General features: G+C 40.7%; 13 protein-coding genes. 4 read left to right on the top strand and 9 right to left on the bottom strand.

Features of this window, described 5'->3' with window-relative positions:
• Positions 1-350 precede the first annotated feature (350 nt).
• The 9 genes from ACTB00_RS08895 to ACTB00_RS08855 all read right to left on the bottom strand — a co-directional run bounded on the left by ACTB00_RS08895 (position 351) and on the right by ACTB00_RS08855 (position 9,609).
• A complete protein-coding gene (locus tag ACTB00_RS08895) occupies positions 351-962 on the bottom strand; it encodes a transposase (RefSeq protein ID WP_463299560.1) in 612 nt (203 codons plus the stop codon).
• 345 nt (positions 963-1,307) lie between these two features.
• Positions 1,308-2,564 (bottom strand): spondin domain-containing protein, encoded by a 1,257-nt coding sequence (locus ACTB00_RS08890; protein WP_463299559.1) that lies wholly within the window; start codon positions 2,562-2,564, stop codon positions 1,308-1,310.
• Positions 2,565-2,736: 172 nt separating this feature from the next.
• Complete coding sequence (fmt, locus tag ACTB00_RS08885; RefSeq protein ID WP_463299558.1) at positions 2,737-3,699, bottom strand: methionyl-tRNA formyltransferase; 963 nt, start codon at positions 3,697-3,699, stop codon at positions 2,737-2,739.
• Positions 3,700-3,772: 73 nt separating this feature from the next.
• A complete protein-coding gene (locus ACTB00_RS08880; RefSeq protein ID WP_463299557.1) occupies positions 3,773-3,991 on the bottom strand; it encodes a DUF5522 domain-containing protein in 219 nt (72 codons plus the stop codon).
• A gap of 14 nt (positions 3,992-4,005) precedes the next feature.
• The gene (locus ACTB00_RS08875) at positions 4,006-5,229 is read right to left on the bottom strand and encodes a bifunctional 3,4-dihydroxy-2-butanone-4-phosphate synthase/GTP cyclohydrolase II (RefSeq protein ID WP_463299556.1); all 1,224 of its coding nucleotides are present in this window, start codon (positions 5,227-5,229) and stop codon (positions 4,006-4,008) included.
• A gap of 66 nt (positions 5,230-5,295) precedes the next feature.
• On the bottom strand, positions 5,296-6,489 hold the full coding sequence (locus tag ACTB00_RS08870; RefSeq protein ID WP_463299555.1) for a glycosyltransferase family 2 protein: 1,194 nt from the start codon (positions 6,487-6,489) through the stop codon (positions 5,296-5,298).
• Entirely contained in the window at positions 6,482-7,687 is a 1,206-nt protein-coding gene (locus tag ACTB00_RS08865; protein WP_463299554.1) for a glycosyltransferase family 4 protein, read from the bottom strand. Before ACTB00_RS08865 ends, ACTB00_RS08870 begins: the two co-directional genes overlap by 8 nt.
• 1 nt (position 7,688) lies before the next feature.
• Entirely contained in the window at positions 7,689-9,173 is a 1,485-nt protein-coding gene (locus tag ACTB00_RS08860; RefSeq protein ID WP_463299553.1) for an LptF/LptG family permease, read from the bottom strand.
• Positions 9,174-9,237: 64 nt separating this feature from the next.
• A complete protein-coding gene (locus ACTB00_RS08855) occupies positions 9,238-9,609 on the bottom strand; it encodes an START-like domain-containing protein (protein ID WP_463299552.1) in 372 nt (123 codons plus the stop codon).
• A gap of 1,202 nt (positions 9,610-10,811) precedes the next feature.
• Between ACTB00_RS08855 and ACTB00_RS08850 the strand changes: the two genes are divergently transcribed.
• Genes ACTB00_RS08850 through ACTB00_RS08835 form a run of 4 tightly spaced genes read left to right on the top strand, consistent with a single transcriptional unit; the run spans position 10,812 to position 16,688 of the window.
• Positions 10,812-13,964, top strand: coding sequence for a SusC/RagA family TonB-linked outer membrane protein (locus ACTB00_RS08850; protein ID WP_463299551.1), 3,153 nt, complete (start codon positions 10,812-10,814; stop codon positions 13,962-13,964).
• A gap of 11 nt (positions 13,965-13,975) precedes the next feature.
• Entirely contained in the window at positions 13,976-15,430 is a 1,455-nt protein-coding gene (locus ACTB00_RS08845) for a SusD/RagB family nutrient-binding outer membrane lipoprotein (protein ID WP_463299550.1), read from the top strand.
• Positions 15,431-15,448: 18 nt separating this feature from the next.
• Positions 15,449-16,192 (top strand): immunoglobulin-like domain-containing protein, encoded by a 744-nt coding sequence (locus tag ACTB00_RS08840; RefSeq protein WP_463299549.1) that lies wholly within the window; start codon positions 15,449-15,451, stop codon positions 16,190-16,192.
• Between the two features lie 40 nt (positions 16,193-16,232).
• Positions 16,233-16,688 carry a lipid-binding protein gene (locus ACTB00_RS08835; RefSeq protein WP_463299548.1) on the top strand — a complete coding sequence of 152 codons (456 nt, stop codon included), beginning with the start codon at positions 16,233-16,235 and terminating at the stop codon, positions 16,686-16,688.
• The last annotated feature ends 19 nt before the right edge of the window (positions 16,689-16,707 follow it).

Here is a 16,707-nt window from a genome sequence, read left to right as displayed (position 1 = left end):
TATAGAGTAAACGTAGGGGGAAAACATGTTTTTAGTCAAGAAAAAACTAGTTTCAACTCAAACCAAATGAAAAGTAGACCGAACCAGGCGGAAAGTGGTCAGAAAAACATCGTTTAGCATCCGTTTTGAGTAGACATAGCAGCGATCGGTTCAGGAGAAAAGGGACTGTCCCGTTGAGTGCGTATGCCCGGAAAGGTTTTCAATGAAGGATCAGTTCGTTTGTTCTTCCTTGTTTTTTGGGCCATTACCCGGCGTGGGAAGCTGCGCGATCATAAACCAGCTGACTTGCTTCGAAACGAACATCAGCCTGAGCTTACAGGTTTCGAAAGAGCAAGGAAATTGATAAATGGCTAGTACAAATTATCCAAAATCGACTCATCGAGGTAACTTGTTGACTGAACGTCGACCGCCTCGGGCTCAAGACTAATGTACTGAAACGCGATATCTTTATCCACTAAGCCATCGTCGGTGCCGTGGATGTAGGAATTAAACGAAGACATCTCCCATTTAGAAGGATGACTGACCAGATTATGAATTACCGGGATTTGATGGATGTATAAAAAGCAAGTGGTGATGTAATCAACATTTGCAAAATCGTCGAGGGACGCTATGCGTTCGTGATTTAATATTTTCGCTTTCGTGGGTTGTGAAAAATAGCGGCCGGTTTGTCGATTTTCCTTATTATAGGCTCGGGTGTACGAACTGGTCATTAATCGTAAATTAACCTCCAGCTGCTGCTGCAACTTACCTTTTTTATTGACTCTCAGCGACAATCCTTCGGGTTTTACCTGCACCAAAAGATGAAAATGATTTGGCACTAAACACCATGCCAAAATGTTACAACACGGATGTACGTATGCTCGCAGTCTTTCTTTGAAAAAAAGATAGTTTGTTCTGGACTTAAAGACGGGTTCGTTTGACCGATTGAAAATATGGTAGATGTTATCTGCTTCGAATTTCATAACTACGCTAATTTTACTGGTGTAGAATACAAATTACAACCTTTCGACCAAATAAACTACAAATCTATCTTAAATTATAGTGTTCTTTTTGGGTGCTGGTCAGAGTCTCCGAAACAAGCAGTCATTTGGCGACTATTAGGCTAACGATCAGTCCTCATTCTCCTGTTAATAAACGGAATTCCGAATGTTTCGCCGTACTTGCATCAGTGTTTTCAAGTACATTTAGGCACAAAAAAGCGGAGTCGTAAAATCAACAATTCAATTTTAGTACGAAAAAACCCTTCAGCTGATGATGAGCTGAAGGGTTCCTGAGGATTCATCCCCTGATCACTCTTTACTTCGCCACTAATTTTTCTGTATAGTTACTTTAATTACCTGTGACGCTTCGGGCCAGGGGAATCCATCATCAAGCATGCGCACCGTCCCTCCTTCAACATCTTCGTTCGAGGTTTTCGCGCCGGGATACTCGTTTGGTTCGGTTCCGGCATCCCAAATCATTACTTCGCTGGTAATGTCTTTTACCGCATTGCCAACGGTTAGTTTGAACCCATCGTCGCCAAAAGCAAAAAACTCGTCATTCGAATTTCCCAACATACTGGCTATACTCAGGTATTTATTGGGCTTTGCCTCAATGGTGAATGTATACTTATCACCGGGGAATATTGGCCCTGCACCACCGGCAATATCAGGCATATTGTAAACACCCGAAGTATAACCATTATCCATCAACGATGTGTTTAATTCTGAAGGATCTCCCGTTTCAGCAAGCAGCTCCAGGCCCCATCCATAATCGGGGTCATTTTCGGTAAATACAGGTCTGTCGTCTTTGTCATGAATAACCCATAATACAGGCGCAATTGGCGAAACGTAGCCGCTATTCATCGAAAGGTAATCACCTAAAACAGATGCATTTCCTGTTTCAGCAAGGTCTTCAAGCCCTTTGTCGTAATCAGCCATTCCGGCTTCAAAGAGCGGGTTCTCTGCTGAGTGCACCACCCAGGCGACTGGTGAAATACCCGTTGTTGTTGTAGCTAGATTGTCGATGGTTACCGTAAACATACTGTTGCCATCATAATCCAGCGTCACCTTCAGATTTGTGCTAACCATGCCGTAATCATAGCCATCGCCCACAGCCGACATTAACTGAACGACCCCATTTTCATCAGCACCATCATGCATGTTTGCCATGCCAGGCATCTGGTTCATTTGCGTTCCTGCGTCCCACAACATTACTTGCGAGGTAATATCTCCGGTTACGGGGCTACCACTGTTATAAAGGTCAATTCCCATTCCATCGGGGGCATAAAATCCGTCGTTCGAAAAACCATACATGGTTGCAAAAGACAATTTATGATTTGGACCTGCATGGAACGAAAATTTGAACGACTCTCCCGGGTGTGCGGGACCTGCCACACTGGCTCCCTCCGGAATACTTGAAACACCCGACTCGAAGAACATGTAATTGGTAGAAACATTTTCAACTGTTACTGTGTACATTTTCGCAGGAAGATGATCGCCACCATGTGGAAAATCTTTTTTAAGACATTGGGTGAATAACAATCCGACCAATGCCAAACTCAATGTTAATCTGAAAACTTTCATAGCAATAAATTTTTTAAATTAATCTATCACTAAGGTCTGGCTTAAGTATCACAGAAAAGTCACGAGCCGTTAAACTTTTAATAACGAATTAATTAGAATAAATCCATGCGTCTGAGAGAATGCGAAACGGAGCAGCTCAAGCAACATGATGACTGTCGTTGAAGCCCCGCTATCAGGTTGTTTTGAGTGATGAAGCATTGTGAAATCCTCGGAGGAAATCTTCCGTTTTCATGCGTTTCTTACCACTTAGTTGAAGGTCGGTAACAATTAGCCATTTATCGCCTGCAGCAATTTTCAGATAGGTTTTATCATCCGAATCAATTGTTCCGGGCTTAACATCGGTAGCCTCATCAAAATCGGCAAAGTAGATTTTCATTGAATAGCTTTTGCCCGATTCGTCTTCCAGTTCGGTCCAGGCTGCCGGGTAGGGCGATAAACCTCGAATTTGGTTGCGAATTTCTTCAGCCGGTTTATTCCACTCAATACGGCAATCATCTTTAAAAATTTTAGGAGCCGGCTTTAATTCATCTACTTGAATGTCATCTTGCTCCATCGCTGAGTAGTTGCCTTCAGCTAAAGCATCAACCGTTTTCAACACTAAGCCTGCTCCAATATCCATCAGTCGGTCGTGAATATCTCCAACCGTATCATTGGTGCCGATGGGTGTTTTTTCGTTGAACAGGATTGCTCCGGTGTCAATCTCGTGCGATAGCAGGAAGGTCGTTACGCCGGTTTCTGTGTCGCCATTCATTACAGCCCAATTTAATGGAGCCGCTCCACGGTACTGAGGCAAAAGCGATCCGTGAAGATTGAATGTTCCTAATCCTGGCATATCCCAAACCACTTCGGGTAACATTCGAAAAGCAACCACAACCTGTAAGTCCGCATTCAGGCTTTTGAGTTCTTCAATAAATTCCGGATTTTTCAATTTTGGAGGCTGCATAATGTGCAGTCCTTTTTCAACAGCGTATTGTTTTACCGCGGACTCGTGGAGTTTGCGACCTCTGCCGGCAGGTTTATCCGGCGGAGTAATCACACCAACAATTTGATAGCCATTTTCAACTAAAGCCTTCAAACTCGCCACTGCAAAATCAGGCGTTCCCATAAAAACAATGCGTAAATCTTTTCCGGTCATGATATCTGCTTTTGTGCAAAGATACATTTATCGAGAAAGAAATTCCAAAATACAAATGGATAACCAAGGCAAATCAGGGAGTCTGGTATTTTCTGGCCACATCGGGTCGTAATTTCCGATTTCCTTTTTTAGCTTTCGGATCGTAGGGGCAATGCTTACAGCCATTGGAACAACAATAACCTCGCTTTACCAAATAACTTTCGGTCATTACCCAGTAACCTTCTTTGGAAAGGTAGTAATCTTCTCCTTCTACTGAGTTATCGTAACTATCGGGAAATAAATGATCAAACATCCCCATAACGAGTGCTAATCATATTTGAATTTCTGAAGGAAATGCCCCATGCGGTCGCGTTTGGTCTTCAGGTATTGCTGGTTGTATTTGTTTGGTTCCACTTCAACCGGGATCGTCTCGGTAACTTCCAGCCCGTATCCCTCAATGCCAACACGCTTTACCGGATTGTTGGTCAGCAATTTCATTTTGCAAACACCAACTTTTCGCAGTATTTGAGCGCCAACTCCATAGTCACGCTCGTCAGCCTGAAATCCCAGGTGGATGTTGGCATCGATGGTGTCCATGCCCTCGTCTTGTAGTTTGTAGGCTGCTATTTTATTCATCAAGCCAATTCCACGACCTTCCTGCATCATGTAAACAATCACGCCTTTGCCAGCCTCTTCAATCATTTCCATAGACTTGTGCAGCTGTTCTCCGCACTCGCAACGCATCGAACCAAAAATATCTCCGGTCATGCACGATGAATGCATGCGAACCAGAATTTCCTCTTTTTCTTCCCAGCTACCTTTAATCAGGGCAACGTGTTCTGCTCCGTTTGATTTCTGACGAAAAGGAATAATTCTGAAATCGCCGTATTTAGTTGGCATTTGAACTTCTTCGCCTTGATCAACCAAACTTTCAAATTTCAGCAGGTAGGCTATCAAATCTTTGATGGATATAATTTTCAGGTCAAACTTATCAGCGACCTCCATCAATTCCGGAAGTCTGGCCATGGTGCCATCTTCGTTCATAATTTCGACCAATACACCGGCAGACTTAAGTCCTGCCAAACGAGCCAGGTCGATTGCTGCTTCAGTGTGTCCGGCACGGCGCAATACACCGCGGTCTTTTGCTTTCAATGGAAAAATATGCCCGGGACGCCCCAGCTCTTCCGGATCGATATCATCATCAGTTAGTGCCAAAATTGTTTTTGCCCGGTCGCTGGCAGAAATTCCTGTCGTGCAGCCATGCCCCGTCAAATCGACAGAGACGGTAAACGGTGTTTGGTGTGACGAGGTATTTTTACCAACCATCAGCTCGAGATTAAGCTCCTCACAGCGACTTTCAGTTAACGGTACACAAATGAGCCCTCGCCCATGCGTTGCCATAAAGTTTACCTTTTCAGGCGTCATTAATTCAGCCGCGGCAATAAAATCACCTTCATTCTCACGATCTTCGTCGTCTACAACAATAATCAGATCCCCTTTTCTAATGGCGTCAATTGCCTCGGGTACAGTATTTAATTTGAACTCGTCCATTGTGATATTTGGTTTGCAAAATGCAGGTGCAAAACTACGGAAAAATATCGATTTTAAAATGACAATTTACACCTTTGCCCGCTTGGATTTCTCCCAAACAACAGATTGTTTGCCTTTAAAGTAGCGAACAATTCCTTTTATGGAGGCGTAATTCATGGCAACGAAATAGTACGGAATAAAGAAAAACTTGAAACGAATCTGCTTGTTTTCTGACTGCCAGCCAATTGCGGCAACAACGTACAGAATAAGCTGAAAATACAGAAACACCGCATAGAAATTATCGATATCAAACGTGTTGTTTTTCAGTAAAATTAAGAGATTGATAAGAAAGATGGCAAACAGTGCAAAAGGAGCAATCGTCCATCGAAGTATTTTATGCGAGATATACTGAAAACTAAGCCAGCCGTTTCGGAAAGGGTTGAGCAGCTGTGGCAACCGGAAAATGGTTTGCAGGCCTCCTGCGGCAATTCGTATTTTGCGCTTCAGTTCTTCTTTTACACTTGCCGACGCTGACTCTACAGCATAAGCATTTGGCGTATATGCAACCCGATATCCACTCTCGGCAATACGCAGCGAAATGATAAAGTCATCAAGAATAGTATCCGGCTCAACCGGCTTAAATAAATCGGTGCGAATGGCAAAAAGTTCACCGGCAGCGCCAACTGCTGAACTAAACTCAGCATCCATTCTTTTTATAAACGATTCCAGTTTCCAATAAAATCCTTCCCCGGAAGCAGCTGCAGAGTCCTCGTCCTTTTCCAAGATTCGCTTTTCGCCGGCAACACAACCAACTGATGGGTTTTGAAACTGACGGACAATCTCCATGATTGATTGTTCCCCCAGAATGGTATTACTATCGGAAAACATCACCAGTGGAGTTTTAACAAAAGCTAACCCTCGGTTCATGGCATGAATCTTCCCGAGCCGCTCGGGCGTGTGTTCGACCTGAAGTTCCGGGAACTGTCGCAGAAATTCTGGTGTTCCGTCAGTCGATCCGTCAGTCATCCATAAATACTGGATTTTATCTTTGGGGTAATTCAGCTTGAATGAGTTCTCTACTTTTTGCCGGGCAACTTCAATTTCATTGTAAGCCGTTACAAACAAACATACTTCAGGAAGATTAGCCGTATCAAGATTGAGTCCTTGCGGTTTCGCAACAAACAAGCGCTTAATTATTACCAATATCCATATGATTGCTGCATACCCCACGTAGGTGTATAAAACCACGATTAAGGATATCAGGAATAAGATCTCAAGCATTGATTTGCTGCTTATAAAAATCGATTAAGGATTCGGCAAACGCCATATTGTCAAAATGTTCGTTCGTAAAATCTACGGCATTTTTACAAAGTTGATCGTATTTCGACCGATCATTGATCAATTTAACAATTCCCTCGATAAAGGAATTAGCATCGTCAGCTAAAATAAAATGCTTGTTATTTTCTACCGCAATACCTTCTGCTCCAATTGCCGTAGAAATAATCGCTTTCCCGAGCGCCAACCCTTCGATGATCTTCACGCGCATACCACTTCCGGACAGCAATGGAACCACCATGATTGCTTTTGAATTCATGAACGAATAGGCATCTTCAATTTCACCAAGATACTCTACATTCTTATATTTCAGCTTCGACTCAAGCCAGTCCGGTGCATTTCGTCCGGCCACGTAAAATTTAAGCTCCGGACATTTCTGATGTACTTTCATCCAGACGTTTTCCAGGAACCAAAGCAGTCCTTCCTGGTTCGGAGCCCAGTCGAGCGCTCCAATATGGAATACCGACGGATATTCTAATTTCCCGGCTCTGGGAACAAGCGTGGCTAAGTCGATGCCCGCCTGTGTGGTATGTTTCGGTTTTGTATTCCCCAATTGATCCAGAATGTCTCCATCGCGATCGGTGATTGGAATTAAAACATCATAATCGTTTAGGTGTCCAATCTCAAATATCTTAATGCGTTTAGCGAGTAGTTGAAGATAAATTCGCTTGATTCCCGGCGTTACTGCCGCGGTTCGCTCCCAGATCTCATGCTCTACATTGTGAGCCCGGTAGGCGATTAACGCACTCGAGTGTTCTTTAATTAATGAGATGTAAGGACAAAGGTATAGCCCTTCAAGCTGTATAACATCATATTCATTGTTTCGCAGCGTCTTAATTAGCTGATTAGCGAAACTCTCGTCCAGAAAACGTCGTGCATTATACGGAAGCTGCGAAAAAAGCAAATTGCCGATCAATCCACCCATCGTTATTTTGGCCGGGACTTCAACCAGATGGAAGTTGACTTTTTCTTTAAGACTTTCCGGTATATCCTGAATTGAAATATGATGTTTATGCGTGTTCATGGCCAGTACATCAACCTCGTGCCCAAGTAATGAAAAGCCTTTGCATATGGTTAACATAGCTATTGCACCCCCGTCTTTCGGGGGCCATGGAACTTTATTACACAACTGAAGAATTCTCATATTATGAAGTGGTTTCCGGTTTGCTTTTTCGCTTAAACAAAAAGCTAAATAAGCGTTTAAGCTGATACTGATATACTTCAATGTTGAGTAAGCCGGAGTCGTTAGCTGATTTATAGGTTAAAAATATGCCTAAGGGTAAAAACAAGTAGGTTGAAAACCACATGCCATTGGTCATGTTCCACATGTCTTCCCGCGCAAATTTCTCTCCCGTAATCGAAACCATGTAATAGGTAATAAACATTAAAATGGATACAACCACAGGCATTCCTAATCCGCCTTTACGAATAATGGCTCCAAGTGGTGCTCCAATAAAAAAGAATATAAAGCAGGCAAAGGACCAGGTGAACTTTTTATGTTTCTCCATGGTCAGCTTATTGATCGATTTCTTTTGATTATATAGTTCGTTCAGGTTTTGATTAATGGTCTGATGGTTGGTGCGAGCCTGCCCAATGGCCATGGTTATCAATTCATTTTGAACCTGTGGAGCAAGAGCCTGATAAATTGTGTCAAAAGCAACAATGGTATCCTGTACAAATCGATGAGGATGCTGGATTGAATCCTGGGTTTCGGTTAAGGCAAGCACCCGGTCATTTAAAGCTCTGGGGTATCGCATTGATATTGCAAACCGCCTGACTCGTTTTTTATACGACTGATACATGGAGTCTTCAATGAAGTTCAATTGATCAAGGTTCATCATTTTATAATGACTTCGCACTCGACTTTCGTCAGTGCGCTCAAAATCAAAACCTTCCAGAGGAATCGTTACAACTTCCTTTCCAAATCGTTCTCTTCGAAAAGGGAAGGTTCTGTTTTTCCCTCTTCTATTTGGCTCTACGTCAGTTGCCGACTGACCATTAAACATGGTCATGGTCATGTATTTTTTATCTTCTGAAATCTTCATAAAACCGGAGTCGGCCACCGTTACTTTCACATTTCCTTTATTTTCTTTGTGATCATAAATCATTAAACCATAAAGCATATTGTTATTTTTGCTCTTCCGATCAACTTTTATGCTGTAGCCGTCAATTTCATTTGTAAAAACACCTTCAGATATCACCATTTCCGGCTTTTGTTTTTTCACGCTAACCAATAAAGCTCCAAATTTCAGATTTGTTTTTGGCAGAATATTGTTGGAAAAATAGAAGGCGAATACCGTCAGTGCAATCGCAACACCTATTAATGGTTTCATGATTCGAAATAATGAAATTCCGGATGCTTTAATCGCAACCAGCTCATAATTCTCACCCAAATTACCGAATGTCATAATCGATGCCAGCAGCATGGCAAGGGGAAAAGCCATCGGGACAAGCGCAAAGGAAGCATACAGCATCAATTCTGCGACAATGTTCCATTCTAAACCTTTGCCAACCATGTCATCAATGTACTTCCATAGAAATTGCATTAGCAGTACAAAGACACAAATGAAAAAGGTCATTAGAAATGGCCCCAAGAAAGTTTTTAAAACAAATATGTGTAGTCGCTTCATAATGTATCGTTGGAAACGAATACAAAGCTAAGTTATTTTGAAGAAATTGAAAGTTAAAAAACCCTTAACAACCAAGGATGTGTTTTAGGTCAGCAATTTGCGAATTCCATAATTCCGATGTTTCTTCTTCTTCATCTGTGGTATCAATCACAATTAAAGAAACATCTCCGGTTAAATCATCTTTCGTGATCTTAAACTCAAAATACCCTTCTTCTTCATCAACCCAGTTATACCGAACAAGTTTATCTTCTTTTTGCAGTGTTTTTTCAGCTTGTTGCTCCGACCCTTCCCATATAAAAGTATAAATTTTACCTCTTACCTGTACGTCATCAGCAAACCATTCGGCTAGCCCTGATGCAGTGCTCAGTCGGTTATACAGCACTTTAGGAGAGCAATTCATCGGATATTCTAACTGGATCTCAATTTTTTCAGACATGGATTTTATGTTTGTCGCAATATAAGTAATAACTCTCAAATTAGCAATCAGTTTTAGTCTCCACCACAGAACAATGAAACAACAAATGACAGGCTCCTCAAAAGGACTTTTGAAACGCAAAATGAAAACACTTTACAGAAAGTCACTCATGACTGATCAACTATGAATATACAAAACGTGACATTTTTAACACCGAAGACCATTCATCCAACACAGTCTTTAGTTTTTAGCAGCGCCCACGCTAGCTCTAATCTCCTCTTGATTTATCAATCCAGCCAATCACTACACAACATGGAAGACATACGCCCCACCCCACTTCATAAATATGTAAAAAAGAAACAAACACCCCACCACAAACGGAGCCCACTCTACAATTGCTCACAATTAGAAGCTAACACCCATCAAAAATACAAGACCATGGCCAAAACTCAAGCTATTTTTAAAGAACACCCCCACAGATAACGGCTCCCCCGTAAATTGAAAACAAATTAACAAAACAATGTCTATTTATAATCATTCTAAATAAAGCTCATTTAACAAACACAAATTGCACATAACAACCTGTAAAAAAAAGACATATATAGATTATTAAATATTCCTGAGAAATACAACAAACACTAAATCATGACTTTTGTCATAATAGTTTAACTGCTAATATTTTAAAAATTTCTCTCGTATTTCTATTTTTCTATTTTTGTACTCGTTAATGTTTTTTAACATCTATTGAAATTTCATCAATATCAAATTGAGCGTTTCATGGAGAAAAGACTTAATTAAATCATATTTAACGTTTGGGGGAATGTTAATGATTTGATGTAATTAATAGTTATTATGGAGGGAGTTGTTCTTATTAGCCGTATGGTATCAAAAGAAAGAAGCACAAGAATATCAATAACTTGCGCTCCCTCAAATAGCTACAATTTGAAAAAGCAAGTTATTTGAAGAATTTTCGATACAAATATCCGAATTGCGATTTTTTGAACAATTGTTTTGCAAATTCATTTTTTTATATATTTTCGTATTCGTTAAGGTTTTTTAACATTTATTGAAATTGAAGGTTTCAAACTATTTTTTTTTCTGAGAGGAACGATTTGTTTGGGGGAATAAACGTTCCGAACTCTCAACAGGGGGATAAAAATTGAATTTTTACTATCCTTATTACAGATAAGAATTGATGCTGTTTAATTATTAAAATTATTTCTATGAAAAGAATCGCATTATTACTTGCAATTTTTGCAATTGGTTTGCAGTCGGTTTGGGCTCAAACCAAGGAAATTACAGGTACGGTAACTTCCGCGGAAGATGGAAGTACCATTCCTGGAGTTTCTGTATCGGTTAAAGGTACCACGCTTGGTACAATTACTAATCTTGATGGGCAATATACTTTGAAAGCCCCACAAGATGCCAATACATTGGTTTTTTCGTTTGTTGGTATGCAAACTTTAGAGGCTACCATTCAAGGAACAAAAGTTGATGTGGAAATGGAATCAGATGTCGTTGGAATTAACGAGGTTGTAGTAACAGCCTTAGGTATTAAACGATCTGAGAAAGCCATTGGGTATGCAGCTTCTTCTGTTAACGCAGAAGAACTAACCAAAACCAGAAACTCAGACATCATGTCTGGTGTCTCAGGTAAAGTTGCAGGTGTGCAAATTTCATCGAGCTCGTCTGACCCGGGTGCTTCAAACTCTGTAATCATTCGTGGTGTTTCTTCCTTAGGAGGAAGTAACCAACCATTATATGTTATTGATGGAGTTCCGATGACGAACAACTCCAGCGGTAGTACAAGTCTTGATGAATCCTATGACTTTGGTAATGCTGCTAACTTGGTTAACCCGGATGATGTTGAAAATATCACAATCCTAAAAGGTGCATCCGCTACAGCTCTGTACGGTAGCCGTGCATCCAATGGCGTTGTGCTTATTACCACTAAGGATGGAGCAGGTAAAGCTTCGGTAGATTTCAATTCTAGTATTGAGTTTTCGGACATCTTACGTTTGCCGGAATTCCAAAACAAATTTGGAATGGGCTGGGATGCACACCATACCATGAATGAAAATGGTAGCTGGGGACCTGCTTTTGATGGTAGTCTTCGTTTATGGGGTACTGTGTACAATAACTCGCAAAAGTTAAAACCTTTTCTTCCTCAAGAGAATAACGTAAAAGATTTCTTTGATTACGGTTTAAAGTACACTAATTCTGTTTCTTTATCTGGAGGAAACGATCAAACCTCCTATTATTCCTCTTTATCGTACGTAAAACAAGATGGATTGGTGCCAACTGACATCGACTTATACAATAAGTATACTGCATCTTTCAGAGCCTCTCAACAAATCGGTAATCTGAAAGTGTCAACATCAATAAACTATTCACAACAAGAAAATAGTTTTGCCCAAACCGGTCAGGGATTAACTGTTATTAATGGGCTTTATCAAACTCCGAGAGATATCAGTATTGTAAGTCTGGCTGACTATAAAACGGATCCATTTGATACGCCGGACTATTATTATACACCATATGGTATAACGAACCCATATTTTGTCATTGATAATATGGAAGCTGCATACGAACAGAAAAAGTTTTTTGGTAAGATGCAGTTCGATTATGAAATTATGGAAGGCCTGACTGCCATGTATCGCTTAGGTATTGATGCTTCTGATGATATGCAGAAAATTGGGATCCCCGAAGTACAAGCTGCCCCTGGAACTCCTAACGAGGGTTCGTCAACCAATCAGGAAGGTACTGTTACCAAAGGAGCTACCAGACGTCATGAATATACACATGACATGTTAATGAACTACAATAATACGTTCGACGATTTTTCAATTGGAACAGTTGCTGGTTTGAATATTAACGAACGAAATGTCAGCTCAGTGAGTGGTTCTGTTACCGGACTAGACATCCCTGGATTCTATGATTTGAGTAACTCATCGTCAACTCCGGTTCTCAACGAGTTCTATTCAAAACGGAGGTTAATTGGATTGCTTGCAAGTGTAGAGATCGGGTATAAAGAACTTCTTTATTTAACATTAAATGCTCGTAACGACTGGTCTTCAACTCTTCCTAAAGACAATAATCAATTTTTCTACTATGGTATCGCATCAAGTTTTGTCTTTAGTGAACTACTTTCTGATAATGCAAAAAGTGTAATCGACTTAGGTAAAATTCGTTTAGCTTACGGTACTACTGGTAATGATGCTCCTGTATATGCCATTAATCCGGCATTTATTAAGAGTTCAATTTACAATCCATTCAGAACATTAGATTTCCCATTAAATGGACAAAATGCATTTGAAGTAGGAAACACGTTGGGTAATCAGTTATTACAACCTGAAATTTCGTCAGAGTTTGAGATTGGAATGCAAATGAAGTTTTTTGGAAATCGTTTAGGATTTGATATCGCATATTACAACAAAACCTCAGATAACCAGATTTTTGGATTAGCATTAGCTCCATCCACCGGTTATACGAATCAAACAACCAACCTTGGTGAAATCAACAACAAGGGTCTCGAGTTCCTTTTAGAAGGTACACCAATCCAATCCAGAGATTTTAGCTGGGACATTTTATTAAACTACTCTCAAAACGAGAATGAATTGGTAAGTCTTCCGGAAGAACTTGGAGATAAAATTCCAATCGGAGGCTTAAGCACTGTTGGCTTTGTCGCTATTGTTGGTGAACCTATTGGCTTGTACGAAGGAACAGTTCCTCAGCGAACCGAATCAGGACAAATCATTGTTAATCCGGGGACAGGACGCCCACTGACTGCAACTGAAAAGCAAATTATGGGAAGTGCTGACTATGATTACACCATGGGCATTACAAACTCTTTCAGCTATAAAGATTTTACCTTAACTGCGGATTTGGATATTCGCCAAGGTGGTGTCATGTTCTCAAGAACTGCTGACATTAACTATTTTACCGGAAACATTGTACAAACAACGTATAACGATCGTCATACGTTCATTATACCAAACTCGGTAATCGAAGACCCTGATAACGAAGGAAGCTATGTTGAAAACACAACGCCAATATCAAAAGAAGACTTTGATGATTATTTTTCAGACGGCGGAAGCTTACTGGATGAATCATGGCTGGTCTCTCGTTCATTTGTGAAACTAAGACGTGTTGCCCTTACGTACAACTTACCAAATAGCATTCTTAATAAAACACCTTTCGAAGGGATTTCACTAACTGCTTATGGTAATAACTTGGCACTCTGGACTCCTGCCGAAAATAATTTAATCGATCCTGAGGTAACTACATTTGGTAATGACCTGGAAGGTAAGTTTGGAGAATTTACTGCAAACCCATCAACACGCAGTTGGGGTCTAAACCTTAAGTTGAATTTCTAAAAACAGAGAACATGAAAAGAATATTAATAATACTTACAATATTAAGTACAACATTGGTTTCCTGCGAGAGCTGGTTGGATGTAAACGACAACCCGAATGTTCCAACGGAAGTAACCACTGAATTGGTGCTGCCTGCAGCAGAAGCATCTATTGCTGTTCAGGTTGGAGGAATGCTCTTTAATACGGGTGGATTTTACGCTCAATATTGGTCACAAGCGCCAGAAGCAAACCAATACAACGGGTTGGATAAGTTTGATGTGAAGACCGACTTTTTGGATAACCAATATACGGAATTATATGCCGGTGCATTAAATGACCTGGAATATATCCGTACAGCCTCAACGGAACAAGAGGATTGGGGAAACTACCTTGTTGCAACAGTATTGCGCGCATATACTTACCAACTACTCGTTGATTTGATCGATAAAGTTCCATATACTGAATCTCTTCAGGGCACGGGTATTCTAAACCCAGTATTTGATGACGGAAAAGTTGTGTATGATGGTCTAATTACTGAACTTGATGATGCGTTAGGTCGCGTTACCGGATCTGAGATCGTGGCCTCAACTGACATGTTACTTGGAGCAGACATAGATGAATGGATTGGTTTTGCAAACGCGATGAAATTAAAAATATTTATGCGTCAAAGCGAAACAGCGTCGAATCATTCTGCCGAAGTTAAAGCCTTGATCGACGCTAACAATTTCATGTCAATGGATGTTATGTTTGCCTCTTTCGCAGACGAACAAAACAAAAGAAATCCTTGGTATGATACAGAAGTTGACCGTTTAGGTGGTGTAAACCATGTTGCTACCCACAATATCATAAGCTATCTAAAATCGACTGCTGATCCTAGACTGGAAACGATATGGGCCGCAGCAACTGTTAACGACCAGTATAATGGGAACTTTCCAGCCGGGAAAACGATTCCAGGAATTAAAAACGAAGATTTTAGCTTCCCAATCGTTGGTGCAACTCAACCGATTTACCTGTATACCATGTCAGAATTATATTTCTTTATTGCTGAAGCTGAACTGCGTTACAACAATGATGCAACAGCTGCAAAAGCAGCTTATGAATCTGCAATTGATGCGAGCATAGCGCTACATGGTATTGCAACTCCGGGATCAGAACTTTACGGAGCTGGAAAACCCATAGAATTCAACGAAACTCACAAACAGATTATGATGCAAAAATGGGTATCGTTAGCATTAGTGAACAACATTGAAGCCTGGTTTGAAATCAAAAGAACAGAATATCCGTCTATTTCAGATGCCACTGTGGCCTCTATTCAATCTAATCCAGATGCTTATACTCCCGGAGATCGTATTAAACCATATGAAAATACGCTTGGAGATGGAAAATGGTTAACCCGATTCTACTATCCAGATGCTGCGGTTTCAAGCAATGAAAATACACCATCTCAGCCTGCACTGACAGATAAAGTTTGGTGGGATCAAAATTAATATTTAAAACACAGAGATATGAAAAAGATATTAGCAAGCCTTTTTATATTAAGCATCTTATTTGCTGGATGTGAAAAGGATATTACCACAGAAGATGTTTCTCAAATAACATACTTCGCCAATTTTACGGTTGAAGGAGAAAGTCTGATTTATCATGATCTTGGCACTCCCTACACCGATGCTGCAGTTACAGCAGAAGAAGACGGGCAGGAACTTCCCGTTGAAGTTAGTGTATCAGGGGAAATTACAGGCTATTCAGGCACGACTGTCAATACTGACGTAATGGATAAATATGTAATTTCTTATTCCGCAATCAATAGCGATGGTTTTCCAGCTGCAGCAACCCGAACAGTTGTGGTTGGCAAAAGTGGCGATTTAGTCAACAGCATTGAAGGCGTATACACATCGTCAGTGCAGCGCGCTCCGGCTTTTGCAGCTTCGGATCAGTACAATGACATGGAATATATTTTCATCACAAAAACCGGAGATAATACCTATGAAATATCCGGCGCAATTGGAGGGTATTACTACATTGGACGCGACTATGGCTATGCATATGCTGCCCAGGGAGCTGTCATCACTGCGAATAGTATTCCGGCTAATGATTTCTCTATTACTCAAGCTTCAATCCCCGGATTCGGCCTTGATATCGACATTACAAATTTCACTGTTGATCCAGATAGTAAGATGATTACGTTCACAGGAGCAGGTGATTTTGGCGATGGTGAATTTCATGTTCAATTAAAACAAATACAGTATTAATTGACTATTGATTTTTTTAACATCTAAAATTTTATCAAATATGAAAAAGCTTATTAAATATTTATTCATTCTTGCTCTGGTAATTGGTTTTGCGGCCTGTCAGGAAGAATATGAGGTTGGAGATGCAGGTGCCAAGACCTTATCTGGCGACTGGGTTGTAATCGAGTACAACCTCGATGTTGAAGCCCTTTACGGACCATACACCTTACAGGTGTATAACACTTCTTTTGATCCGGACATGATCTGGATTGAAAACATCTACGATAGTGGGTACAAAGTTAAAGCAAACAAACTGTCGGATACGACATTTGGTGTTACAGGAGCTACTGATGTTACCGGTGGACATGATGGCACTATGGACATTGTCGATGGTGAAGTTTTTGATAACGATAGTATCTCATTCCGTGTCATTTTATATGATGCTGATGGAGAAATCGCTGATGACTACTTAGAAGCAGGACACCGTTATACCGGTTGGGCTGACGATCAACATTAATAAAAACACTGGACTGGAG

It is taken from the genome of Sunxiuqinia sp. (assembly GCF_055140945.1).
The sequence above is the reverse complement of the archived record's forward strand: the minus strand, read 5'-3'. Positions and strand labels throughout refer to the sequence as shown.